Here is a 24229-nt window from a genome sequence, read left to right on the forward strand (position 1 = left end):
CGGTAGCCCAGCAGCTCCCGGAAAAAACGTTTGGTCGGCCCGGGATCGGCCTGCTGCCCGCCCCGGTGTTGCCGGATCTGCTCCATGGAGCATTCCTCCTTTTTTCGGCTCGTTTTGTGGCAGTATGGACCGGCGCGCCGTCTGCTATTCCGGCTGCACATCGTCGCCGTCCGGCGGGGTGGTGGGGTCCCGGAATTCCACCGTGACCGCCGTGCCCATGACCGCGCTCTCCCCCGCCGGCAGGCTCTGGCTCACCGCCACCGCCGCCTCACTCTGCACCGCTCCTACCGCCTGCAGGTTCAGCCCTGCCTGCTGCAGGCTGGCCTGCACCTGGGTCAGGCTCTGGCCGTCCGTGGCGGGCACCTGGGTGGCCAGCAGCTCCATGCCCTCCTCGGTATACAGCAGCACCGTGCTGCCCCGGGGCATGGTCTGCTCGGCGGCCGGGTACTGCTCCACCACCGAATCGCCGCTGCCCAGAACCTTGGCCGCAAAGCCGCTTTCCTGCAGCTGAGCCACCGCGTGCTCCGCATTCTTGCCGGTGGTATCCGGCACGGATGCCTCCATCCGCTCCTTCTCCGCCTGGCTGTAATTGCGGGGGGTGTCGTAATATTCCAAAGTGTCCTCGATCACCCGGGCCACCACCGGGCCCGCCAGCGTACCGCCGCTGGTGGTATAGGTATGGGGCTCATCCAGCACAATGAGCACTGCGATGCGCGGGTCCTCGATGGGAGCCACCCCGATGAAGCTGGCCACCCGGGCTTTTTCATCCTCCGAGTCCAGCTTCTGGCTGGTGCCGGATTTGCCGCCCACCGCATAGCCCGCCACATAGGCGTTTCTGCCGCCCCCTTCCAGCACCACGCTCTGCATCAGCTGGCACATGGTGGCACTGGCCTCCGCGCTGATGACCTGCCGCTTCACGGTGGGTTCGGTCTGCTGCACCACATCCCCCTGCGGGCTCACCACCTGCTCCACCACGTAGGGCTGCATCAGCTTGCCGCCGTTCACGATGGCGCTCACCGCCGTGATGACCTGGATGGGCGTGATCTTGCTGGACTGGCCAAAAGCGCAGCTTGCCAGCTCCACCGGACCCGTCCGATGGTTTCATTTGACTAAAAAAGCGGCGGGAAGCAGTTTTTCCGCTTCCCGCCGCTTTTAATAATGTAATTATAAACCGGTTTCGCTGCAATACTCCTTTTTCAGCAGCGCCATCAGCGCATACAGCCGCTCATCCTTGATGGAGTAGCGCACGAACTGGCCCTGTTTTTCCGCCTGGACCAGCTGGCCCGCCCGCAGCTTTTGCAGATGCTGCGAAAGCGCCGGTCCGCTGATGCCCGGCACCGCCCCGGCCAGCTCGCCCACCGTCATGGGCTTTTCCAGCAGGGCGCACAGGATCAGCAGCCGGTTCTCATTGGCCAGCTGACCCATCAGCTCCGCAATCCGCTGTGCCTGTTCCCGCATGGTTTACGCCTCCTTTTTGCCGCATCCGGCGCAGCCCGCGCATCCGTTGACAGAGCAGGCAGTCTGTCCGCCGTCCTCCCGGGGGGCGCGCAGCTTACAGATCAGCTGGGTCATGGTGCCCATGGGGCAGAACACACACCAGCTGCGGGGCTTGAACAGTGCCATCACGATCCAGCCGATCAGGTTGGAGGTGAGCATCAGGCTGTAGAACCCGAAGGCGAACTGAGCCACCCAGGGCGCCGCCTCGCCGTTGTAGGCCCAGTCCCAGGGCAGGCGGAAGGTCCAGAACAGTTTGACCGCCTCGCTCAGGTTCTGCGCGCCGGAGCCCACCAGATAAGTGACCCAGAGCATCTGGAAGAACATGGCGAAAAAGAAAACCAGGAAGCCGTACCGGAACCACCTGGAGCGCATCCAGTTCGGGGTAGGCCGGTTGGCGCTGAGCTTCAGTCTGCCGCCCAGCAGCGATAGAAACTGCCCCCGATCACAGAAGCGGTTGCAGTAAAGCTTGCTGCCGCCAAAGATGGCGATGAACAGCGGCAGGCAGAAGAAGATCATGCCCAGCCAGGCAAACAGAATGTTGAAAAATCCCAGCGCCAGGTAGATGGGCGTGACGATCCACAGATAATCGTACCAATGCTTTTGCTGCTTCTTCACGGCTGCATCCCCCTTTCCTTCAGTTCAATGGCCCCTGCCGGGCATTCCTTTGCGCAGCGGCCGCAGCCCACACAGCGGGCTTCGTCCACCCGGGCCTCCACCCCGTGCCACACGGCGATGGCATCCATCGGGCACACCTTCACGCAGCAGCCACAGGCCACACAGTAGTCCCGGTCCACCCGGGCGTAACGTTTTGACGGCATATGCTCCCCCTTGCCGCGCACCCCGGATGCCGATGCCGGGCCCGGGCCGCGCCTTTCGTTTAAGTATTTAAGCAAATACTAATATATTTGAATTTACCGCTTTTGTCAAGCCCTGCGCAAAAAAGCGGTCAAGGCCGCATCCGCTGCCTGGCAGGGATGCGGCCTTGACCGCTTGTATGAAGTTGGGGTGGGCGGATGCGGCCTGCCTTGTGGGCCCAGGCAGCCGCGGCTCAGCGCCCCACGTAGGGGAACAGATGCTTACTTGACCAGCTTCTTGAACTCGTCAGCCACAAACTGGACCTTGGGTCCGATGATGACCTGAACGCTGGTCTTGCCCGGACGAACCACGCCCGCGGCACCGGAAGCCTTGATCTTCTTCTCATCCACCAGCAGGCGGTCCTTGACCTCCAGACGCAGGCGGGTGATGCAGTTGTCAACGCTGGTCACGTTCTCAGCGCCGCCAACGCCTTCCAGGATGGCAGCGGCCATGGCAGCGTAGTTGCTGCTGCCCAGCTCGATGTTCATCTCGGCAGAGGTGTCGTCGTCCTCACGGCCGGGGGTCTTCAGATCCAGCTTGGTGATCAGCACGCGGAAGATCACGTAGTACAGAACGAAGAATACCAGGCCGATGGGGATCAGCAGCCAGGAGTTCATGGCGAAGGGAGCCTTGAAGCTCAGGAACCAGTCAACGAAACCGGCGCTGAAGTTGAAGCCGGCACGGATGGGCAGAGCAGCCACGATGCCAACGGACAGGCCGGTCAGCAGAGCGTGAACAACGTACAGAGCGGGAGCCAGGAACATGAAGGAGAACTCCATGGGCTCGGTAACACCGGTCAGGAAGGAGCACAGGGCAACGGACAGCAGGATGCCGGCGGTAACCTTCTTCTTCTTGTCCTTGGCGGTGTGGTACATGGCCAGAGCAGCACCGGGCAGACCGAACATCATGACGGGGAAGAAGCCAGCCTGGTACATACCGGTCTGACCCAGAACGCCGCCTTCCATGGTGCCCCAGAACTTGCCAATATCGTTGATGCCGGCAACGTCAAACCAGAACACGCTGTTCAGAGCGTGGTGCATGCCGATGGGGATGAGCAGACGGTTCAGGAAGCCGTAGATACCGGCGCCCACAGCGCCCAGACCCAGCACGCTCTCGCCGACCCATACCAGGAAGCCGTAAACGATGGGCCATACGAAGTACAGGGGGATGCAGACCACCAGAGTGGTGAGCACGGTCATGATGGGCACGAAACGACGGCCCGCGAAGAAGCCCAGGAAGTCGGGCATGTTGGTCTTGTAGAACTTGTTGTAGCATCCGGCAGCGATCAGACCGCACAGGATACCGATGAACTGGTTGTTGATCTTGGCGAACGCCGCGGGAACAGTGGCGTCAGCGCCCAGGATCAGCTGCACCACGCTGGTACCGAGCATGGTCTGCACGGTCAGCCAGGAGATGATGGCAGCCAGTGCGGAAGTACCTTCCTGATCCTTGGACATGCCGATGGCTACGCCCAGGGCGAACAGGATGGCCATGTTGTCGATCAGAATACCGCCGGCCTTAATGAGCAGCAGGGCCAGCAGGCTGTTGGCGCCCCATCCGGAGGGGTCGATCCAGTAACCGATGCCCATCAGAATACCGCCGATCGGCAGGCAGGCCACGGGCAGCATCAAAGACTTGCCCAAGCGTTGCAAAAATCGCATCATAAGTAAATTCCTCCTAACACAGATCGCGGGCCCGGCCAGAATGCCGGAGAACCCGGGTTATCAGCACAGGGGTGGCCGGCCCACGGCCACCCCCCTTTGCCCAAAGTTACAGGTTGGCCTTCAGGAACTCGGCCATGGAGGCAGCCGCAGCCTCCTCGTCAGCGCCGTCGAAGGTCAGGGTCAGTTCCATGCCCTGCTTGGCGGCCAGCTTCATCACGCCCATGATGCGCTTGGCATCCACGGCAGTGCCGTTCACCGCAACGGTCACGTTGCAGGCGTTCTTGGCGGCCTCTTTCACCAGCAGGCCGGCGGGACGGGCATGCAGGCCCAGAGGATCGGCGATCACATGTTTGATTTCTTTCATCAGATTATACCTCGCTTTCGCAAACTTTCTTTCTCAGTTCCAAAACCCGGCCGGGCGATACAGACAGCTCGTCGTAGCCCATTTCCAGGAAGGTTTCCGTCAGGGAGAGATCCGCGCCCAGCTCGCCGCAGATGCCGCACCAGATGCCCTCGGCATGGGCGTTCTCGGCGATCATGCGCAGCAGTGCCAGCACCGCAGGATGATGAGGATCGTAGAACTCATCTAGCTTGGCGTTCTGCCGGTCGATGGCCAGGGTGTACTGGGTCAGGTCGTTGGTGCCCACGCTGAAGAACTGGACCTCCTTGGCCAGCTCGCGGCTGAGCACCGCGGCGGCGGGAGTCTCGATCATAATGCCCAGCTCCACCTCACCGAAGGCGATGCCCTCGGCGGTCAGCTCCGCCTTGATGGTCTCGCAGAAGGCCTTGATGCGGCGCACCTCGTCCACCGAGATGATCATGGGGAACATGATGCATACGGGGCCGAAGGCGCTGGCCCGGTAAATGGCACGCAGCTGCGGCCGGAAGATATCCTCCCGGGTGAGGCAGATGCGGATGCCACGGTAGCCCAGGGCGGGGTTTTCCTCGTGCTCCAGGCCGAAGTAATCCACCTGCTTGTCGGCGCCGATGTCCAGGGTGCGGATGACCACCGGGCGGCCCTGCAGGCCCTCCACCACCTTGCGGTAAGCCTCAAACAGCTCCTCCTCAGTGGGGAAGGTGTCGCGGCCCAGGTAGAGGAACTCGCTGCGCAGCAGGCCCACGCCCTCGGCGTCGCCCTCCAGCACGTACTTCACGTCGTCCGGGTTGCCGATGTTGGCGAACAGCTTCAGCTTGCGGCCGCTCTTGGAGACAGTGGGCTTGCCGCGGTAGGCCTCCAGCTGCTGGCGGTATGCCTGAGCCTCGTCCCGCTTTTTCTCCATGGCAGCCTGGGTGGCCTCGTCCGGCTCGATGTAGTAGTGGCCCTCGAAGCCATCCACGATCATCAGCTTGCCGTCCAGCTCGTCGTCCAGGGTGATCTGGGCCTGCACCAGAGAGGGAATGTTCATGATGCGGGCCAGAATGGCGGTGTGGCTGTTGGAAGAGCCCTGGCGGGTCACAAAGGCCAGGATCTTATCCTTGGGCAGCTGCACGGTCTCGCTGGGGGTCAGGTCCTCGGCCACCAGGATGCCGGGCTCCTCCATGGAGAAGCCGGTCTTGCCGCCGCACAGGATGTTCACCAGGCGGGTGGCCATGTCCTTCACGTCCACCGAGCGGGCCTGCATGTAGGCATCGTCCATGGCGGCAAAGGCTGCGCTGAAGGCGTCGCCGGTCTCGTGAGCCGCCTGGGCAGCGCTTGCGCCGCCGGCGATCATGTCCTGCACGCCCTCCAGATAGTCCAGATCGTCCAGCATCATCATCTGAACATCCAGGATCATGGCCTGCTCCTCGCCGATCTCCCGCTTGGTCTTTTCAAACAGCTCGGTCAGCTGAGCGCGGGCCGTCTCGCGGGCCTCGTCGAATTTCTTCTGCTCGGCGGCGGCATCGCCGCAGGAGCCGGGCAGCTCCGCCTGCTGATGGCGGTACACATAGGCACGGCCGATGGCCACGCCGGAAAATACGGGTCTACCGGTACCCTCACGCATTGCGTTTGTGCTCCTCTCTTATTCCTTGACCAGAGTCAGAATGGTATCGCCCTCGCTCACGGCGGCGCCGGTGTGGGCGTTCACTTCCTTGTAATCTGCGGTGTTGCAGATCACCATGGGGGTGATGGTGTCGAAGCCGGCGGCGGCAACAGCCTCCCGGTCGAACTCGATCAGCAGCTGACCAGCGGTCACGTGGTCACCGGTCTTGGCGTGGGTGGTGAAGTGCTCGCCCTTCAGGGAGACGGTCTCCAGGCCCACGTGGATCAGCACCTCAGCGCCGCAGTCTGCCTTCAGGCTCACCGCGTGGCCGGTGTCGAACATCAGGTCCACGGTGGCGTCGCAGGGAGCGACCACACGGTTGCTGGTGGGTTTCACCGCAACGCCCTTGCCCAGGATCTCCTCACCGAAGGTGGGGTCGCTCACCTGATTCAGGGGAACGGCCTCGCCGGCCACCGGCGCACCCAGGGTGATGTCGCTGGATTTTTTGCCAAACAGTTTGTCGAAAATGCCCATGATAATGGTTCCTTCCTTTCCTTGATCTTGCTTGTGTTATACAAAATCGAAATATGCTCGAGGTATGTTAATTATGCTTACGCGTCGCCGCGCTCAAACTTTCCTGCAGGTGCGGTGCAGGCTGGCAGCCAGATAGGCTCCTTCCTCCGCGGGAAGCTTGGTGCCGCTGCGCCTGCCCAGTCCTTCCACGATCTGCTGCGCGCAGTGGAATTCCTCCGGGTAACACCGGCGCACCGCCTCCACGAACTGGGGGTCCCTCTGGGTCTGCTCCTGGCCGGTAAAGGCCCGGAACACCAGAAATTTCAGATGAACGGTGAATTCGTCGTAAAAGCCGCTTTCCTGATCCAGGTCCAGCCGGGGCCAGCCCGCCAGACTGGTGAGCACATCGTGCAGGGTCTGGGTGATGCGCAGGGTGTCTTTAATGGAGTTCTCATACTCCGCGTTCACCAGATGCAGCGCAATGTTGGCAGCCTCATCGTCCGGGAACCGGATGCCCAACTCCTGCTGCAGCAGCTCCAGGCCGTATTTGCCCAGAGCGTACTCCCGGGGATAGAAGGTGCGGACCTCGGCCAGCAGAGTGTTCTGGAACACGGTACCCTGGCGCAGCCGCTCAATGGCAAAACAGATGTGGTCGGTGAGGGTTAGGTAGACGCTGGGGCAGAGCCTGCGGCCCAGGTCTTCGGTGGCCCGGTCCACAATGCGGCTGCACAGCTCGATCTGCTGCGGCGGCAGAGTGGAAAACAGGTCGGTCAGGCGGCGGGCCTCGTCCGGCGTTTGCATGCGAAACAGCTTTTCTGCTTTGGCTTCATCCAGCTCATCGCCGCTGCGCAGGGAGAACCCCAGCCCGCGGCCCATGGCGATCACTTCCTGGCCGTTTTCGTCCAGGCAGGACACAACATTATTGTTGATGGATTTCAATACCTTCATTCGCACATTCCTCTCGCCCCGGCCAAGGCAATAAAAAAACCATATTCAAAGCGCTCCCCCGCATGCTGCGGAAGAGATACGTTTGAATATGGTCTTGCCTGCCGTACAGTAACAACCCACTGTTCTTGTCAGCTAAATCTTACCAACCTGTTCACAAACTGTCAATATTTTTCCATAGAATCGAATTCTTTTCTGTTGTTTGCACAAACATTCTTTTTTGATTTTGTGCAATTCATGTCTTGAAATTTGGTAGGATTCGTGACTTACAAACTGGCCAGCAGCTCCTTTGCCTGCCGCACCAGAGCAGGGTCGGTGTATTCCCGCAGGTACTCGTCCGCCACAGGCAGGCCCATGGGCACGCCCTGACGGCGGAAGGTCATGGGGCTTTCCACCGCCTTTTTGGCAGAGAAGTGGAACTGACGCACGCCGGCGGCAGCCAGCTTTTCCATGGTGCCGGGATTCACGCCGCTGCCCGCCAGAATATTCACCCGGCCATCGGCCCGCTGCACCAGCTGGGTCAGCAGCGGAATTCCCTGCTCGGCCTTGGCCTGCTGGCCGGAGGTGAGAATGGTATCAAAGCCCAGCTCCACCGCATCCTCCAGTGCCTCAAAGGGATCGCGGCAGACGTCGAAGGCCCGGTGTAGGGTGCGGTGCAGACCGCCCGCGGCAGCCGCGCAGCGGGCCAGGAATTCCTTGTCCAGCGCGCCGTTGGGCAACAGGGCTCCCAGCACCACGCCGTTCACGCCCAGGGCGCGGCACTGCTCGATCTCCCACAGGGTGGCCTCCTGCTCGGCGGGGGTGAAGCAGAAATCCCCGAAGCGGGGCCGCAGCAGCACGTTCACCGGAATGTGCACCTGGTCCATGACCTGGCGCACCAGCGCGATGGAGGGGCTGGTGCCCCCGATGATCAGATTGCCGCACAGCTCCAGACGGTCGGCGCCGCCCGCCTGGGCGGCCAGGGCGGATTCCACCGAATCCACACAGATCTCCAGCAGATGTTCCATGGTATTAACTCCTTTTCGCTTGGCCCCGGTCCGGCAGGCGCCGGGGCGGTGGTTTGGGGTTATTGTACACCATGCGCCGGGTCAGAGCAAGCGGAAGCCGTGTTCTCCTCCCCGCTTTTTTCCAGCTCCACCCAGTCGCCCTGGCTTTTCAGCCACATATCCAGCCCGTTGCCGCTGAACACCTCGGCCTCCGCAATGGGGTAGCCCCGGTGATCGTGCCCCACCACCCGGCTGGTGGGCAGCCGATCCAGCACCGCCTCCAGGTTGGGGCCGGTGTAGACAAAACGCACCTTTTCCAGCTTGCCGCCATACATAAACTGGATGCGTTTTCGCATCTCGCCCTCCTGGAACCGGTCCTTATAGGGCACCCGGAAATGCTCGTCGGTCACCTGGAGGCCGCTGATCCGGTCAATGCGGTAGATGGTGGGGCTTTTGTCCTGGGGATTGTCGAAATATTCCTGCCGGTCGATGCCCCGAATGAATGCCGCCAGATAAAAATAATATTCGCTGAACAGGATGCCCACCGGCTCCACTACCCGGTCGCAGAGGGTGCCGTCCATCTTGCTGTATCGAAAGCGCAGCACCCGCTGCTCCTTCACGGCGGTGCCCAGCTGCCAGAGCGACTCGATGAACCGGCGGCCGTGGTGAGGCTCCACATAATGGAACCGCTCATTCTGGATCAGCGCCACCACCTGCTGCAGCTGCGCCGCCGGGGTACAGCCCTGGATGAGCTTATCCAGGATGGGGAACATCTCCTCCTTGACCATGGAACGGCTTTCCAGCAGGATCTTGCACACGGCCAGCACCTCGCTGTTGGTCAGGCTGGTGGGCTCCTGCCGGGTGAGGCGGTACCCCTTCATCTGGGGATTATACACCACCTCCCGGCCGTCGCGCCCTTCGGCAAAAAATGCCTTCAGGTCGTCCAGGTCCCGCTGGATGCTTTTTTCGGTCACACCAAAGCGGGCGGCATATTCCTTTTTGTTGATCACCCGCCCTGCCAGAAGCTCCTGCTGCAGGCTGAGAAGCCGGTGCTGCTTGCGGGCCACGCCGGTATCGTTCACGCCATTCCCTCCCGTGGTAAAACAAAACTTGTTATTATTTTCTATTTTAGTATACATGTCAACTTAATACTTTTCAATATAGTCCATAATATCAATACTAATTTGAACACAGGTTTCAAATACACTAAAGTAAAGAAAACACAATCAAAATATACAAACAAGGGAGAGAGACATGGCTGAAAGCAAAGCGATCGCACAGCAGGTAGGCGCACGCATCCGTCAGCTGCGCACGGAACGGGGCATGAGCCTGGAAAAGCTGGCTCTGGAGTGCGGCATGAACCCAGCCTTTCTGGGCCATGTGGAGCGCGGTCTGCGCTGCCCCACCGTATACACCCTGGCCCGGGTCTGCAGCGGACTGGGCGTAAGCCTGGCCGAGCTGTTTCTGGCCGGACCGGACGAGGAGGCGGATAACGCCGCCGCCATCCAGCACGTGGCTGACCGAATGCGGCAGCTCACCTCTCGCCAGGCCCAGGCAGTGGCCCGTCTGGTGGATGATGCTCTGGCACTTCTGGATTCCTGAGCAGTGTTTTCCTTATGCTACGCTTTCATGTGGACACACATATATCCACGTGAAGTATATTCTGAAGTACAGCAAAAAGCGCGGATGCAGCCAGCCGGCATGCATCCGCGCTTTTGCGCTATTCGTTCAGATTTTTGATCAGCTGATACCAGAGCCTTTCCCTGCCGCTGGCGGTCACTGTGAACACCGGCACCTGCCGCCCCAGGCAGGCCGCTGCCGCCTGCTGCAAACGCCATTCGCTGTTTTCCTGGCGGCGGAACCCACGCAGCCCGGACCGCTTGGCCCGGCTGGTTTGAATCAGCAGCGCCGGAATTCCCCCCATAAGAGCCTCATCCCCCGCACAGGCTCTGCGCCAGACCTGCATCGCCCGGAGCCTGCCTCCCCGGCCGGAAGCGGCAAACAGGATCACCAGCCGTTTTGGGTTCGAACTGCCGTCCCTGTTTAAAAAACATTTCCGGAACTCCCGCCGGTTTTGTCCCGCCGGGCAGGACCAAAACCGCCAGCTGCCCAGCTGCCATGGGCCTCGGCTTCGGGCTCGCTTTGCTCCCAATACCCGCAGCAGAAAGCGTTCCTCGGTGCGCGGTCCACCCAGCATAAGCAGCTGTGCCCCCTGATCGAATCCTTGCCGGGCCCGAAGCAGGCAGTCCGCCTTCTCCGCTTCGGTCATTCCGGTATGCTCCAGCCAGGCGGCAAAGCGCGAAAGCGGCGGGCAGCTCACGGCTCCGCCGTTAGCAGCACCAGACGCAGACTGTCCGGCTGTTTCATATCGAATGCAGACCCCCAGAGCATCTCCATACCCCGGGTCCGTTTTACCGTTCCGTGCCACAGCTCCATCACCTCTTCCAGCCGGCAATCCACACTGGCCCCGATGCTCACCACCACGGTTCCTTCCTTAGGCATCTGCCAGCCCTGTGCAGCCAGACTGGCGGCGATCCTGCGATTTTTCCCGTCGCCGCTGGCCTGTGCCATCGCCAGCGATGCCCGGGAAGCCGCCCGAAGCCGCTGCAGAAGCGTTTTTCGATCCAGCGTGGTGGTCATGCCGGGGGTGCAAAACAGCTCATGCAGTGCGCTCTGCTCCTCTTCCGGGCGCAGCGCACTCTGCAAAACAACACAGCCGCGGGCAGGCAGAACGCGGGCATTTTTCAGTCCGCCCGGATTCCACAGCACCAGCGCGCCCTGCTGCTGTGCCCATTCGGCCAGCGCCGCCACCTTCGGATACGCCCCGATCTCCACCGTCAGATAGAGCAGCTCCGCCCTGTTTGCCGGGTCCGCGCTGGCCTGCATCAGCAAAAACGGGCGCTTTTCCGTTTGGCCGCTGGTCTCCCGGGCGACCCATTCTCCCTGCTCATCCAGCTCCACCGCCAGCAGCCGAAGCGGCCGGTTCCGCTGCCCGGTCCAAACATCACACATGGGCTTCCCCCCTCGTTTTGGTCACTGTTTCAGTATAACGGCAGCGATGGACAGGGCCCTGTCCATATTCTTCCATTTTTTCAAAAAAATCACGCCGTCTGCTCCCGTTCAGGAGCCTACGGCGTTTTTTCTTTTTGATTCGGGCGCAGCAAAGGCCAGTCGCAGCTCCACCCGGCCATCCTCCTGCACAAAAATCCCCCGGAGCAGCTGGCCCAGCAGGGGCCGGTCCGGCTGCTCCAGTGCCAGCAGACGCTCCACCCGCCGGGTCAGCCAGTCCCGGGAAGGGCCCGACGGCGTTTGGTCCGCAGCCTGCCATTGGCGGCGCAGCTCCTCCTGCTTTCTTTGCAGCCGGGCAGCTGCCGCCGCGTACTCCCCCGCGCCGATCAGGCCCTCCAGCCGGTCGGCGTAGGCCTGGCGGCGCTGGGCCTCCAGCCGGTCCAGCCGGGCCTGTAGGCGGGCCGGGTCCGGCCGGTCGGGGCGCAGCTGCTCCTGCAAACAGGCCGCCAGCTGGGCCGGGTCCGCCGCCGCTTGCAGCAGGGGCCGCAGCTGACCGGCCACCAGCTGCTCCAGTTTATCCTCCCGCAACCGGTGGGCGGTGCAGCGGGTCGGGTCTTTGGCGTATGTACCGCATATGAAATAACAATAGCGGCCCACCCGATGGGGGTACATCCGGCCCCCGCACCCGGCGCAGAACACAAGGCCGCTGAACGGATGCTCCGCTTTTTGCCCCGTGTACCGCCGGTTGCCCAGCAAACACTGGGCCTGCCGGAATTCCTCCCCGCTCACCAGCGGCGGGTGGGCGTTTTCGCACACCACCCACTGCTCGGGCGGCACCGCCCGCCGGGTGTGGACCTTGTAGCTGGTCATCTCGGTCACATGCTGGGTCAGCGCGCCCCGGTAGGTGGGCAGGGTCAGGATGCGCCGCAGGGTGGCGGTGCTCCACCGGCCTCCATCCCGCCCTGCCCGCCGGGCCGCCGGGGGCGGGATGCCCTCCGCCTCCAGCCGCCGGGCGATCTGCCCCAGCGTCTGGCCAGCCAGAAACAGCCGGTAGATGCGCTGCACCACCGGGGCGGTGTCCTCCTCCGGCAGCAGGTGGTATTTGTCCGCCGGGTCGATGCGGTAGCCGTAGGGGGCCTGCCCGCCCAGAAACTTTCCCTCCCGCTGCAACGTGCGCTTGGCCCGCAGCACCTTGGCGCTGCAATCCTTGGCATACAGCTCGTTGAGCAGAAATTTGAAGACGCTGGGGTCCAGACTTTCCCGACTGGCGGTCCGGGTGTCGTAGCCGTCGTTCACCGCGATGTAGCGCACCCCCAGCCGCTGGAAGGTTTCCTCCACCAGAGTGAGCGCCTGGCCGCAGTTGCGCCCCAGACGGGAGAGGTCGGTGGTGGCAAAGCAGCGGATGCGGCCGCTCTGCAGCTGAGCCATCAGCCGCTGAAAGCCCGGCCGGTCGAAGTCGGTGCCGGTGTAGCCGTCGTCCTGAAATTCCGCCACCACCCGATACCCGTTCTCGTCGGCCCACCGGTGCAGAAAGGCCCGCTGGTTGGCAATGGACCCGCTCTCGCCGCCCTCGCCGTCCGCCGCGCTCAGGCGCAGGTAGAGGGCAATGGGCTCGCTCATCGCTTTCCCTCCTCCTGTTCCCACTCCTCCTGCCAGAGCGCAGCGCTCCGGCAAAGAATCTGCCGGACCAGCTCCTCCAGAGCCGGGCCGTTTTCCGCAAAGATCAGCTCCGCCTCCGGCTGCCGCTTCATACCGCCTCTCCCCCTTTTCCGCTTTGCTGCCTTTGCAGCCATTCTATGCACTGAGGGAACCGGGCATGCGGCGTTTTGGTCAAACCATTCGCCGGACCCATCCGGTCAGCGGTGTAAAACTCGCTCTTGGCGGGCTCGGCGGGCAGGTCAATGCCGGTGGCCTCCCGCAGGCCAAAGGCTGCGAAGTAATCGCAGAAGGCCTCCTTGCCCAGCCGCTGACCGATCTGAATAAAGCTCTGGTTGCAGCTGTTCTGCAGGGCCTGGGCCAGATTCTGGGGCCCGTGCTGGTTGCGGTTGGCACAGTGAAAGTGTACCCCCGACACCCCGTAGGACTCGCCGCAGAAAAAGCTGTCGCCAGTGGTGACCACGCCCGCGTCCAGTGCGGCGGCAGCGGTGATGAGCTTGAACACTGAGCCCGGCTCGTACAGATCGCTCACCGCCTTGTTCCGCCATTGGGTCTGCTGGGCCAGGGTGAGGGCCTGGGCCCGCGCCTCGCCGGTGAGGGCATCCACCTGAGCGCGCACCGTTTCGTCCTGAATTACCCGGGGCTCATTGGGGTCGTAGTCCGGCTTTGTGGAGATGGCCAGGATGCGGCCGGTGTCCACCTCCATCACGATGCCCACCCCGCGGGCGGAAACATTGTATTCCTTTACCGCCGCCGAGAGGTAGTTTTCCAGATAATGCTGGATGTTCACATCCACCGTGAGCTTCAGGCTGTTGCCCTGCACCGGCTCCACATAGGTGTCGTAGTCGGTGGGCATATCGTAGCCCCAGGCGTTCTTGGCGCTGAGCACCCGGCCATCCTGCCCGGTGAGCAGGCTGTTGTATTCCAGCTCCAGCCCGGCCACGCCCTGATTGTCCACGTTGGTGAAGCCCAGCAGGCTGGCGGCAAAATCCCCCTCCGGGTACCAGCGCTTGGTGTCCTGCAAGATGAGGATGCCCTGCCAGTCGTTCTCCAGGCAGGCGGCACGCACCGCGTCGGCGGTTTCCTGATTCACCCGGCGCTTGAGCAGCGCGTCGTTGCTTTTGCGCTGGCTCAGCTTTTCCAGCACGTCTGCCTCGTCCAACTCCAGCAGCTGCGCCAGCGCGGCGGAGGCCTCGGCCACATCCTCGTCCGCCATCTCCCGGGGCACTGCCCGGATGGTCCAGCAGCTGGCGGATACCGCCAGCGGGGTACCGTTTGCGTCCAGGATGTCGCCCCTTGGTGCGGGGACCACACTGTCCCGCAATTGCTGGTCCGCGGCCCGCTGGGCATAAAAATCGTATTCATGGATCTGTAAATACCAAAGCCGCCCCACCAGAGTGGAAAAACACACGGCCACAAAAAAACCGGCCGCCAACCGGGTGCGAAGCTTCATTCCCCGGTCCTGGGCGGCCTGCGGTGTTTGTTTTTGCAAAAAAATCGCCCCCCTTCGCTCATTTATATGAGTCGAAGGGGGGCTGTGATGTGTTTTTACAGGCGGTTGGCCCGCTGCCTTGCCACCAGAGTGGAGCAAAGCCCGAAGGGAGCCGCCAGAACGCTCAGGAAGATGGCGCCCACCGCGTAGTCCAGCGCGGCGTCCTGTGCGCCGTGCAGACCCCAGGTGATGGTCATCACGAAGAACCAAAGCACGGGAAGCAGCACCACGCCCACGGCCCACAGGCCCGTAATCCGTCTGCCGAGCCGGGTCTGGGTCCAGTCCACCCGTACGCCCTGCATGCCGCACCAGCAAAGGACAATGAGCAGCAGCGTGGCGCTCACATAGCCGCCACGCACCAGCTGGAGCAGGACACCCGCTGCCAGAACCAGCGAGGCCACGCGCCAGCCCTTGCCGGACCGGGGCCTGGAGGCAATCTCCATCGGCTGGTATTCGGGCTGCTGCCGGTAGATGGGCTGCTGCTCCGGCTGCTTTGCCTCCTGCTTCGGCTGTTCCTGCCGCTCCTGCTCGGGCACCGGGGCGGGGCTGTTGCGCCAGGCCTGCTCCTCATGGGTGAGCGGGCGATCCGGCTCTGCCTTCTGCTCCGGCGCGGTCTGGGCCGGAGCGGCGTCCACCGCCGCGAAGTCGAACTGCTGGCCCTCCTCCTGCTCGCCCTGCCCCAACTGGATGATCTTGCCCGCCCGGCGCTGGGCCCGGCTGGCATACTGCTCCACCGCCTGCTGTTCGGCGGCACGGCGGGCGGCACGGGCGGCCTTTGCGGCGGCGCGGCGAGCCTCGGCGCTATTTTGCTGCACAGAGACCGCGGGCGCCGCAGGGGCGGCCGGGCTCTCCTGCTCCATCACCGCCATGCTCACGCCCTGACGGGCGGCCCGCATGGCGGCGGTGAAGGCCTTGTGCAGCGCGTCAAAGCCCTCCGGGTCCTCTTCCGGGTGGCAGGTGCGTGTTTTCTGCGCATAGGCGTGCCGGATGGCCGCCTTATCGGTGGTGGGCGCAATGCCCAAAACCTCCCAGATGCTCATAGCGTTTCGTCCTCATCCTCATCCGGATTATCGTCCGGATCGTCAAAGCCGGAAAAATCCAGCCCTTCCAGTGAGAGACCAGCCTCCAGCCGGTCCAGCAGGTCCTTGATGCGGGCCCGGGCCCGCAGGATGCGTCCGTTCTCCTGGCTGGCCAGCGCCTCGCCGAACAGCTGCACCGCCTGGCCGATGACCTGGCGCTCCTCGCCCAGAGCTTCCTGCCACAGGCGCTCGCCCTTGGCCAGCAGCAGGCGGTTCTCCTGCTGGTCCCGGGGGTGGATCTTCAGCCCCTCCAGCTCCTTCAGACGGCGGCGGGCCTGCTCCTCGGTCAGGCCGCTGCCCTGGCCCACCAGCACGGTGCTGATGGTCCGGCCGGTGGTCAGACTGGTGGCCTCCACCTCCAGAATGCCGTTGATATCATAGGTAAAGCGCACATCCGCGCCCTCTTTTCCGGCGGGTGCGGCGGGCACCGGCAGATCCAGCTCGCCCAGCTTCTGGTTCTCGCGGCAGTACATCTCCTCGCCCTGGAACACCTGGATGCGCAGCCGGGTCTGGCCGTCGCTGGTGGTGTAGTACCGCTCCACCTTGCTGGTGGGAAGGGCGCTGTTGCGCTCGATGATGGGGCTCATGAGCAGGTTGTCCTCATCCGCCGGGTTGTACACGCCCACGCCCAGGGTGAAGGGGCAGATATCGGTGAGGACCAGTTCCTTCACCTCGGTGCGGCGCTCCTTCATGGCGGCGTACATGCCCGCGCCCAAGGCCACCACGGTGTCCGGGCTGCCGGGATTGGCCAGCTTCTGGCCCAGCAGATGGTTTAAATACTGGCGCACCACCGGCATCTTGCAGCTGCCGCCCACCGGCACCACCGCCTGCAGCTCGCTGGGAGAAAGGCCGCTGTCCTTCAGGGCCCGCAGCAGCGGAGTGCGCATGCGGCTGAACAGGGTCTGGGCCTGCTGAATGAGCATTTGGCCGGTGAGGGCCATGGAGCCCTTCAGGCCCTCCAGCTCCAGTACCATCATGGCCATGGGGGACTGGGTCAGGGTCTGCTTGCACTGCTCGGCCTGCCGCAGCAAAATCGCCCGCTGGCGGGGCTGCAGCGTCTGATAGTCGATGCCGTTTTTCTGGCAGTACATGTGGGCGATGGCCGCGTCGAAATCGTTGCCGCCCAGGGCGTTGTCGCCGCTGACGGCCAGAATGTTCACCACATTTTCAAAACAGTCCACCACCGAGACATCCAGCGTACCGCCGCCGAAGTCATAGACCAGAAAGGCCGCGTCGCCCTTTTCCGGGTCGTAGCAGGCCAGGGCGGCGGCGCTGGGCTCGTTGATGAGTCGGTCCACAGTCAGGCCGGCCAGCTGGCCCGCACGCTTGGTGGCGGCCCGCTGGGCATGGTTGAAGTAGGCGGGCACGCTGACCACCGCTTCGGTGACCGGCTCGCCCAGAAAAGCCTCGGCGTCCTGCTTGAGCTGGCGCAGCACCAGGGCGGACAGCTCCTCCGGGCTGTATTCCCGCCCGGCCAGGGTGAACACCCGGTCGGTGCCCATGCTGCGCTTGAACGCGGTGGCGCTGCGCTCCGGGTGGCTGACCAGCCGCTCCCGGGCGGGCGCGCCCACCAGCACGGTGCCGTCCTCATCGATGCTCACCGCACTGGGGGTCAGAGTCTCGCCGTAGGCGTTGGGGATCAGCTGGCTGCGGCCGTCCTTCCAGACGGCGGCCAGACTGTTGGTGGTTCCAAGGTCGATGCCAAGAATGGCCATAGGTCGTTTTCCTGCCTTCTTTCGATAGAATGGCCGGGGCTGCTTGTTGGCAAAGCCGCCCCGGCTGGGCCGCCCGTCCGGGCGGCAGGGGTCATTTCAGCCCGATCTGGGCCGCGTATTCCAGAATCAGCTCCCGCTCCAGGAAGGGGGTCTTTTTGCCCATCCGGTCCCGGTAGGTCTCGTGGCCCTTGCCGATCACCGCGATCAGGTCGCCCTTCTGGGCGTGATCCAGCGCGTAGTGCAGCGCGTCCAGACGGTCCGGGATCTCCACATAGGGCACGTCCGGGTTGCCCTGGGCGATGCCGATCTTGATGTCCTTGATGATCTGGTCCACCGATTCAAAGCGGTTGTTATCCTCGGTGAGGATCAAAAAATCCGCCTTGCGGCTGGCCACCTCGCCCATGCCGTAGCGGCGCAGGCGGCTGCGGTCGCCGCCGCAGCCGAACAGCACCACCAGCCGCTTGGGCTCATAGGCCCGCAGGGTGGAAAGCAGACTCTCAGCACCGACCTCGTTGTGGGCAAAGTCGATGAGCACGGTGAAGTCCTTGCTCACCGGCACCAGCTCCACCCGGCCCTTCACCGAGATGTTCATCAGTCCGTCGTGGATGGCGTCATGGGCAACACCCAGCACACGGCCCACCGCGATGGCGGCCAGGCTGTTGTAAACGCTGAACTCGCCGGGCATGTTCACCTTCACATCCATATCCTCCCGGCCGGACACATGGAACCGGATGCCCAGGAAGTTCTCCTCCCGCAGCAGGTGCAGATCGCTGGCCCGGAAGTCGGCCTCGCGGTGCATGCCGTAGGTGACCAGCTTGCAGGTGTGGCCCGCCAGCAGGGTGCTGCAGTTCTTGTCGTCCACATTCACCACGCCCACATCGCACCGGCGGAACAGCTGGCCCTTCCAGGCCCGGTATTCCTCAAAGCTTGCGTGCTCGCCGGGGCCGCCGATGTGGTCCGGATACAGGTTGGTGAATACGCCCACCTTGAAATGGATGCCGGTGACCCGGTCCATCATCAGGCCCTGGCTGGAGACCTCCATCACCACGCTGTCGCATCCGGCGGCCAGCATCTCGGTGAACATCTTCTGCAGCTCGTAGCTTTCCGGGGTGGTGTTGACCAGCGCCCGATTCACGCCCGGGTAGGCCACGCCGTTGGTGCCGATAATGCCGCACTTGTGGCCGCCCGCGTTCATCACGGAATGGATCATGTGGGCGGTGGTGGTTTTGCCCTTGGTGCCGGTCACGCCGATGGTGATCAGCCTTTCGGCGGGCCGGCCGAAGTAGTTGCAGGAGAGCAGCGCCAGCGCCCGGCGGCTGCTTTCCACCTGCACTACCGTCACGCCCTGGGGCAGCTCATCCAGCTTGTGCTCGATCACCAGCACCGAAGCGCCCTGCTCCGCCACATCCATGGCGTAGTCGTGGCTGTCCCGGTTGGTGCCCACGATGCACACAAAAGCCCAGCCGGGCTGCACCTTGCGGGAATCGTAGGCGATGTCCACCACTTCGGTGTCCAGGCTGCCCTGCACCAGCGTGTAGTCCAGCCCATTGAGCAGTTCTTGTAATTTCATGGTAAAATGCCCCCTCTGCTTGATTTGGGATCAATGCGCAGCGGGCATGCCCACCTCGGGCAGGCCCCTGCTTTTTATGTATGCGCCCGGCGGCGCGGCCTTGCCGCTTTTCGCCGGGGCGGTGTGAGGCTCAGCGCTTCACAAAGTATTCCTCGTACCAGGTCAGGAACATGAACACGCACCAGATCTGGCGCCAGTTGTCCCGCTTTTCGCTCATGTGTTGGTCCAGCATTTTGGTCAGCTCACGGGTGTTGAAGAACTTTTCGGCGGATTCGCTCTGGAACTTTTCCCGCACGATGGCCGCGTATTTTTCCTCCCGCAGCCAGGCGCGCACCGGCACCGGGAAGCCCAGCTTCTTCTTGTCGGCGGTCTTTTCCGGAATGCTCCGGGCCGCCGCGCCCCGCAGAGCCATCTTGGTGTGGTCCGCATCCGCCCGGCACTCCACCGGGATGTGCCGCGCCACCTCGAAGACCTCCTTGTCCAGGAAGGGCACCCGCAGCTCCAGGCTGTTGGCCATGCTCATCTTGTCCGCCTTCAGCAGAATGTCGCCCACCATCCACAGGTGCAGGTCGGTGTACTGCATCCGGGTCACCGGGTCCTGACCAGCGGTCTTTTCGAAATACATTCTGGAAAGATCGGTCGGCTTTTTGCTGCCGGTATAGTGTTTCAGCAGCTGTTTTTTGCGCCGCTCGCCCATCAGGTTGGTGTTGCCGATGTAGCGCTCCTCCAGCGGGCGGGAGCGCCGCACCAGGAAGTTCACACCGTGCACCGGGGGCAGCTTTTCCGCCACCGCGCCAATGGCCCGCCGGATGGGCAGGGGGATGTGATCGTACCAGGAGACGGTGAAGGGCTCCTTATAAATGTTATAGCCGCCGAAGAACTCGTCCGCGCCCTCGCCGGACAGGCAGACCTTCACCTGCTTGGCCGCCTCCCGGTTCACGAAGTAGAGGGCCACGCTGGCGGCATCCGCCAGGGGCTCGTCCATGTGGTACTGGATGCGGGGCAGGTTCTCCCAATACTCCTCCGGCTCGATGCGGTAGGCGTAGTTCTTCACGCCCATGAACTTGCTGAACTCGGCGGCGTAGTCGGTTTCGTCGTACTGCTTGTTAGCAAAGCCCACGGTAAAGGTCTTGTCCACATGGGCCAGGTAGGCCATGTAGCTGGAGTCCACGCCGGAGGAAAGGAAGGAACCAACCTCCACGTCGCTGATCTTGTGGGCGGCCACGCTCTGGCGCATGACCTCCTCCACCCGGCTCTCCCAGTCGGAGAGGGTCTTGCCCTCTTCCGGCTCAAAGCGGGGCTCCCAGTAGCGCTTCACGTTCACCTCGCCCGCCTTCCACAGCAGGCTGTGGGCAGGCAGCAGCTTTTTCACGCCTTTAAAGAAGGTGTCCTCCCCCGGGGAATACTGATAGCTGAGATACAGCTCCAGCTGGCTCTCGTTCAGCTCCTTTTTGAAGCCGGGATGGACCAGGAAGCTCTTGATCTCGCTGCCGAAGAGCAGTTCGCCCTCGTCGGTGAGGTAGTAGTAAAAGGGCTTGATGCCGAAGTGGTCCCGGGCGCAGAACAGGGTCTGCTCGGCCTCGTTCCAGATGGCAAAGGAGAACATGCCCCGCAGCTGGGCCAGCATGCCCTCGCCCCACTCCTCGTAGCCGTGGAGCAGAACCTCGGTGTCCGAGTGGTCGGTGGAGAAGGTGTGGCCCGCCTCCACCAGCTGAGCGCGCAGCTCCATGAAGTTGTAGATCTCGCCGTTGAAGACCACGGCCAGGTTTTTATCCTCGTTGAACATGGGCTGGGCACCGCCCGCAAGGTCGATGATGGACAGCCGCCGGTGGCCCAGCGCCACCCCACTGCCGAAATAACTGCCCTCGCCGTCCGGCCCGCGGTGGGCGATGGCGTCGGTCATTGCTTTCAAAATCGCTTCACGCCCGGCGCGCATGCCGGTAAAGCCAACAATTCCACACATGATGTGATAGTCCTTTCCCTCATACGGGCAGAGTAGCCCAATTATTTTCTTATTATACTACATTAGGGAACGGTTTAAAAGCTTTGCTTTTGTTTGACAATTCATAAAGAAAAGAAGTAAAATAGAATGGCTTATGAGCAACACAAAATAAGCCAATAATTTGGAAAGTTCAGGTGAAATTAAAACCTATGGAACAGATCCTTCCCGTGCTGCTGGGCAGCGACGCCAACGTTTACGGCATGGCCCGCAGCTTTTATATGGAATACGGCGTGACCAGCCTTGCCATCGGCAAGGGCGCGCTGGCTGCCACCGCCAACTCCAAGCTGGTGAAGATGGCCGTGGTGGAGCCCGATCTGGAAAACGACGCGGTCTTCGTGAAGACCCTGCAGGACTTCGCCGCCGCCCACACCGGCCGCACCCTGGTGCTGGTGAGCTGCGGCGACAACTACACCGGTCTGATGGCCCGCAACCGCTCCGCTCTGGAGGGCCTTTACAAGTTCGCCTGCCCCACCCCCGAGCTGGTGGAGCAGCTGGACACCAAGGAGTATTTCTACCAGGCCTGTGAGGCCCACGGCCTTGCCTACCCCAAGACCTTCGGCTGCACCAACCAGAACTGGAAGACCGTGGAGCTGCCCTTCGAGTTCCCCTGCATCATCAAGGCCAGCAACAGCGTGGCCTACTGGAACTGCCGCTTCCCCCACAAGAAGAAGGTCTTCGTGGCCTACAACCGGGAGGAGTACGAGGCCATCTGCGCCGCCATCTACTCCTCCAGCTACCAGGACAACCTGGTGCTGCAGGAATACATCCCCGGCGACGACAACTGCATGCGGGTGCTGAACTGCTATTCCGGTAAGGATCACAAGGTCCACCTGATGGCGCTGGGCCGTCCCCTGCTGGAGGAGCAGACCCCCGAGGGCATCGGCAACTATGCGGCCATCCTGTCCATCAAGGACGAGGAGCTGATGGGCCGGATGAAGGCCTTCCTGGAGGACGTGGGCTGGGAGGGCTTCTCCAACTTCGACATGAAGTACGATTCCCGCGACGGCCAGTACAAGCTGTTCGAGATGAACCCCCGCCAGGGCCGGTCCAGCTTCTTTGTGACCGCCAGCGGCTACAACCTGGCCAAGTGGCTGGTGGAGGACGTGGTGGAGAACAAGCCCCAGGGCCTGACCATTGCCGACACCCGTCATTTGTGGATGATCGCCCCCACCGGCATCATCAAGAAGTACCTGAAGGACCAGGGCCTGCTGGCCGAGGTACGCAGGCTGATGAAGGAGGGCAAGGTGACCCACCAGCTGTTCTGCAAGGAGGACTTCACCCTCAAGCGGGCCATCTGGTACGCCAAAAATCAGCTGAACAACTACCGCAAATACAAGCGCTATTTCGGCAACAAGAGCCTGCGGGACTGACCGGGCGGAAAGGGAGGCACTATGTGCGGATTTGTGGGCTTTGCCAGTGCAAAGCATAACGCCGAAGAGGCAAAAAAGACCATCAAGCAGATGGCGGACCTGATCGCCCACCGCGGACCGGACGGCGAGGGCTTTTATGTGGATGAGCAGGTGGCTCTGGGCCACCGGCGGCTGTCCATCATCGACCTGGAGGGCGGCAGCCAGCCCATGTTCAACGAGGACGGCAGCATCGTCATCGTGTTCAACGGCGAGATCTACAACTTCATGGAGCTGCGTGCCCAGCTGGAAGCCGCCGGGCACACCTTCGCCACCCATTCCGACACCGAGGTGCTGATCCACGGCTACGAGGAATGGGGCAGCGGCCTGCCTGCACAGCTGCGGGGCATGTTCGCCTTCATCCTGTGGGACAAGGCAAACGAGACCCTGTTCGGCGCGCGGGACATCTTCGGCATCAAGCCCTATTACTACTACAACGAGGGTGGTCACTTCATCTTCGGCAGCGAGATCAAGGGCTTTCTGCCCCACCCTGGCTTCAAAAAGGAGCTGAATGAGGAGCGTCTGCCCGAGTACCTGTCCATCGAATACATCCCCAACGAGGAGACCATGTTCAAGGGCGTGTACAAGCTGCCCGGCGCGCACATGTTCACCTGGAAGAAGGGCGAGCTGAAGGTGGAGCGGTACTATGACATCCGCTACCACGTGGACGAAACCAAGAGCCTGGAGGACTGGGAAAAGGCCATCACCGAGACCTTCGCCGAGAGCGTGAAGGTACACCAGATCGCCGACGTGGAGGTGGGCTGCTTTTTGTCCTCCGGCGTGGATTCCAGCTTCGTGGTGAACGAGGTATCCAAGGGCACCCCCAAGGTGAAGAGCTTCAGCGTGGGCTACGAGGAGGAAAAATACTCCGAGCTGCCCTATGCCCAGGCCTTCAGCAAGGAGATCGGCGTGCCCAGCATCGCCAACAAGGTGAGCGCCGACGAGTTCTTCGAGGCCAACAAGACCATCCAGTGGTATCTGGATGAGCCCATGCCCAACCCCAGCGAGGTGCCGCTGTACTTCCTGACCAAAAACGCCGCCCGCTATGTGAAGGTGGTGCTGTCCGGCGAGGGCGCCGACGAGCTGTTCGGCGGCTATCCGCTGTACTGCGCGGCCCATCACTTTGAGGAGTACGAGCACAAGACCCCCCGTCTCCTGCGCAAGGCCGCGGACGCGGTGGCCGGTGTTCTGCCGGACTTCAAGGGCAAAAACTTCCTGATGCGGGGCGCCAAGGAGCCCTGGCAGCGGTGCATGCGGGCCAATTACGTGTTCGCCACCCCCGCCGAGCGAGACAAGTACCTGAAAAAGCAGTACCACAAGAAGACCCCTGAGGAGTTCTTCAAGCCTTACTTTGACGCCTCTGCCGGTCTGGACGAGCCCACCCAGCTGCAGTGGGTGGACATCCACACCTGGATGCTCTACGACATCCTGCTGAAGGCGGACCGGATGAGCATGGCCAACAGCCTGGAGCTGCGGGTGCCCTTCCTGGACAAGGAGATGCTGGAGCTGGCGCTCTCCATCCCCGCCCGGTACCGGTCCAGCAAGACCGAAACCAAGATCGCGCTGCGCCGTGCGGCCCTCAAGCAGCTGCCGGAGAGTGTGGCCAAGCGCAAGAAGCTGGGCTTCCCGGTGCCGCTGAACGACTGGCTGCGGCAGGACAAGTACTACCAGATGGTGCGGGAGAAGTTCGAGGGCGAGGTGGCCGAAAAGTTCTTCAATGTGCCCGAGCTGCTGCGCCTGCTGGACGAGCACAAGAGCGGCAAGAACGGCGGCATGACCCAGATCTGGAGCTTCTACAGCTTCATTCTGTGGTACGAGCAGTTCTTCGTGCTGCGCTGATTTTCCCCTTCCAATCACATGCAAAAAAATCCCCGAGGAT

At 62.6% G+C, this 24229-nt stretch carries 23 protein-coding genes; 3 read left to right on the plus strand and 20 right to left on the minus strand.

What is annotated here, in order from left to right; genetic code table 11:
• Positions 1 to 144: 144 nt before the first annotated feature.
• The 11 genes from B5F28_RS10185 to B5F28_RS10235 form a co-directional block, all read right to left on the minus strand.
• Complete coding sequence (locus tag B5F28_RS10185; RefSeq protein ID WP_087295789.1) at positions 145 to 1083, minus strand: penicillin-binding transpeptidase domain-containing protein; 939 nt, start codon at positions 1081 to 1083, stop codon at positions 145 to 147.
• An 81-nt stretch (positions 1084 to 1164) separates the two neighbouring features.
• Positions 1165 to 1458 (minus strand): ArsR/SmtB family transcription factor, encoded by a 294-nt coding sequence (locus tag B5F28_RS10190; protein ID WP_087295790.1) that lies wholly within the window; start codon positions 1456 to 1458, stop codon positions 1165 to 1167.
• A gap of 3 nt (positions 1459 to 1461) precedes the next feature.
• Positions 1462 to 2112, minus strand: a complete 651-nt coding sequence (locus tag B5F28_RS10195) for a 4Fe-4S binding protein (protein WP_087295791.1) — start codon at positions 2110 to 2112, stop codon at positions 1462 to 1464.
• Positions 2109 to 2315, minus strand: a complete 207-nt coding sequence (locus tag B5F28_RS10200) for a 4Fe-4S binding protein (RefSeq protein ID WP_087295792.1) — start codon at positions 2313 to 2315, stop codon at positions 2109 to 2111. The genes B5F28_RS10195 and B5F28_RS10200 overlap by 4 nt, the downstream gene beginning before the upstream one ends.
• 258 nt (positions 2316 to 2573) lie before the next feature.
• Complete coding sequence (nagE, locus tag B5F28_RS10205; protein ID WP_087295793.1) at positions 2574 to 4016, minus strand: N-acetylglucosamine-specific PTS transporter subunit IIBC; 1443 nt, start codon at positions 4014 to 4016, stop codon at positions 2574 to 2576.
• Between the two features lie 106 nt (positions 4017 to 4122).
• Positions 4123 to 4380 carry an HPr family phosphocarrier protein gene (locus B5F28_RS10210; RefSeq protein ID WP_087295794.1) on the minus strand — a complete coding sequence of 86 codons (258 nt, stop codon included), beginning with the start codon at positions 4378 to 4380 and terminating at the stop codon, positions 4123 to 4125.
• A 4-nt stretch (positions 4381 to 4384) separates the two neighbouring features.
• Positions 4385 to 5998, minus strand: coding sequence for a phosphoenolpyruvate--protein phosphotransferase (ptsP, locus tag B5F28_RS10215; RefSeq protein WP_087295795.1), 1614 nt, complete (start codon positions 5996 to 5998; stop codon positions 4385 to 4387).
• Positions 5999 to 6016: 18 nt separating this feature from the next.
• The gene (locus B5F28_RS10220) at positions 6017 to 6511 is read right to left on the minus strand and encodes a PTS sugar transporter subunit IIA (RefSeq protein ID WP_087295796.1); all 495 of its coding nucleotides are present in this window, start codon (positions 6509 to 6511) and stop codon (positions 6017 to 6019) included.
• A gap of 93 nt (positions 6512 to 6604) precedes the next feature.
• Entirely contained in the window at positions 6605 to 7438 is an 834-nt protein-coding gene (locus tag B5F28_RS10225; RefSeq protein WP_087295797.1) for a PRD domain-containing protein, read from the minus strand.
• Between the two features lie 263 nt (positions 7439 to 7701).
• A complete protein-coding gene (locus B5F28_RS10230) occupies positions 7702 to 8442 on the minus strand; it encodes a copper homeostasis protein CutC (protein WP_087295798.1) in 741 nt (246 codons plus the stop codon).
• A gap of 59 nt (positions 8443 to 8501) precedes the next feature.
• Positions 8502 to 9503 (minus strand): helix-turn-helix transcriptional regulator, encoded by a 1002-nt coding sequence (locus B5F28_RS10235; protein ID WP_247643467.1) that lies wholly within the window; start codon positions 9501 to 9503, stop codon positions 8502 to 8504.
• 172 nt (positions 9504 to 9675) lie between these two features.
• On the opposite strand from B5F28_RS10235, the gene B5F28_RS10240 reads away from it, so the two are divergent.
• A complete protein-coding gene (locus tag B5F28_RS10240; protein ID WP_087295800.1) occupies positions 9676 to 10023 on the plus strand; it encodes a helix-turn-helix domain-containing protein in 348 nt (115 codons plus the stop codon).
• 118 nt (positions 10024 to 10141) lie between these two features.
• On the opposite strand, the gene B5F28_RS10245 is transcribed toward B5F28_RS10240, so the two are convergent.
• The 9 genes from B5F28_RS10245 to asnB (B5F28_RS10280) all read right to left on the minus strand — a co-directional run bounded on the left by B5F28_RS10245 (position 10142) and on the right by asnB (B5F28_RS10280) (position 20905).
• A complete protein-coding gene (locus B5F28_RS10245) occupies positions 10142 to 10690 on the minus strand; it encodes a hypothetical protein (protein ID WP_087295801.1) in 549 nt (182 codons plus the stop codon).
• A gap of 47 nt (positions 10691 to 10737) precedes the next feature.
• A complete protein-coding gene (locus tag B5F28_RS10250; protein ID WP_087295802.1) occupies positions 10738 to 11433 on the minus strand; it encodes a hypothetical protein in 696 nt (231 codons plus the stop codon).
• 108 nt (positions 11434 to 11541) lie between these two features.
• A complete protein-coding gene (locus B5F28_RS10255) occupies positions 11542 to 13050 on the minus strand; it encodes a recombinase family protein (RefSeq protein ID WP_087295803.1) in 1509 nt (502 codons plus the stop codon).
• On the minus strand, positions 13047 to 13181 hold the full coding sequence (locus B5F28_RS15310) for a hypothetical protein (protein WP_275532620.1): 135 nt from the start codon (positions 13179 to 13181) through the stop codon (positions 13047 to 13049). Before B5F28_RS15310 ends, B5F28_RS10255 begins: the two co-directional genes overlap by 4 nt.
• Positions 13178 to 14578: a peptidoglycan D,D-transpeptidase FtsI family protein gene (locus B5F28_RS10260; protein ID WP_247643468.1), complete on the minus strand. Its 1401-nt coding sequence runs from the start codon at positions 14576 to 14578 to the stop codon at positions 13178 to 13180. The genes B5F28_RS15310 and B5F28_RS10260 overlap by 4 nt, the downstream gene beginning before the upstream one ends.
• A gap of 56 nt (positions 14579 to 14634) precedes the next feature.
• Complete coding sequence (locus B5F28_RS10265) at positions 14635 to 15618, minus strand: J domain-containing protein (protein WP_087295804.1); 984 nt, start codon at positions 15616 to 15618, stop codon at positions 14635 to 14637.
• The gene (locus tag B5F28_RS10270) at positions 15615 to 17372 is read right to left on the minus strand and encodes an Hsp70 family protein (protein WP_087295805.1); all 1758 of its coding nucleotides are present in this window, start codon (positions 17370 to 17372) and stop codon (positions 15615 to 15617) included. Before B5F28_RS10270 ends, B5F28_RS10265 begins: the two co-directional genes overlap by 4 nt.
• A gap of 91 nt (positions 17373 to 17463) precedes the next feature.
• On the minus strand, positions 17464 to 18942 hold the full coding sequence (locus B5F28_RS10275) for a UDP-N-acetylmuramoyl-L-alanyl-D-glutamate--2,6-diaminopimelate ligase (protein ID WP_087295806.1): 1479 nt from the start codon (positions 18940 to 18942) through the stop codon (positions 17464 to 17466).
• A gap of 130 nt (positions 18943 to 19072) precedes the next feature.
• On the minus strand, positions 19073 to 20905 hold the full coding sequence (gene asnB, locus B5F28_RS10280) for an asparagine synthase (glutamine-hydrolyzing) (RefSeq protein ID WP_087295807.1): 1833 nt from the start codon (positions 20903 to 20905) through the stop codon (positions 19073 to 19075).
• 188 nt (positions 20906 to 21093) lie between these two features.
• Here asnB (B5F28_RS10280) and B5F28_RS10285 point away from each other — a divergent pair, with 188 nt between their 5' ends.
• On the plus strand, positions 21094 to 22314 hold the full coding sequence (locus B5F28_RS10285; RefSeq protein WP_087295808.1) for a carboxylate--amine ligase: 1221 nt from the start codon (positions 21094 to 21096) through the stop codon (positions 22312 to 22314).
• A gap of 21 nt (positions 22315 to 22335) precedes the next feature.
• Positions 22336 to 24189 (plus strand): asparagine synthase (glutamine-hydrolyzing), encoded by a 1854-nt coding sequence (asnB, locus tag B5F28_RS10290; protein ID WP_087295809.1) that lies wholly within the window; start codon positions 22336 to 22338, stop codon positions 24187 to 24189.
• Positions 24190 to 24229: the final 40 nt, after the last annotated feature.

The organism is Gemmiger sp. An194 (assembly GCF_002160145.1).
In the GTDB taxonomy this organism is placed as follows: Bacteria; Bacillota; Clostridia; order Oscillospirales; family Ruminococcaceae; genus Allofournierella.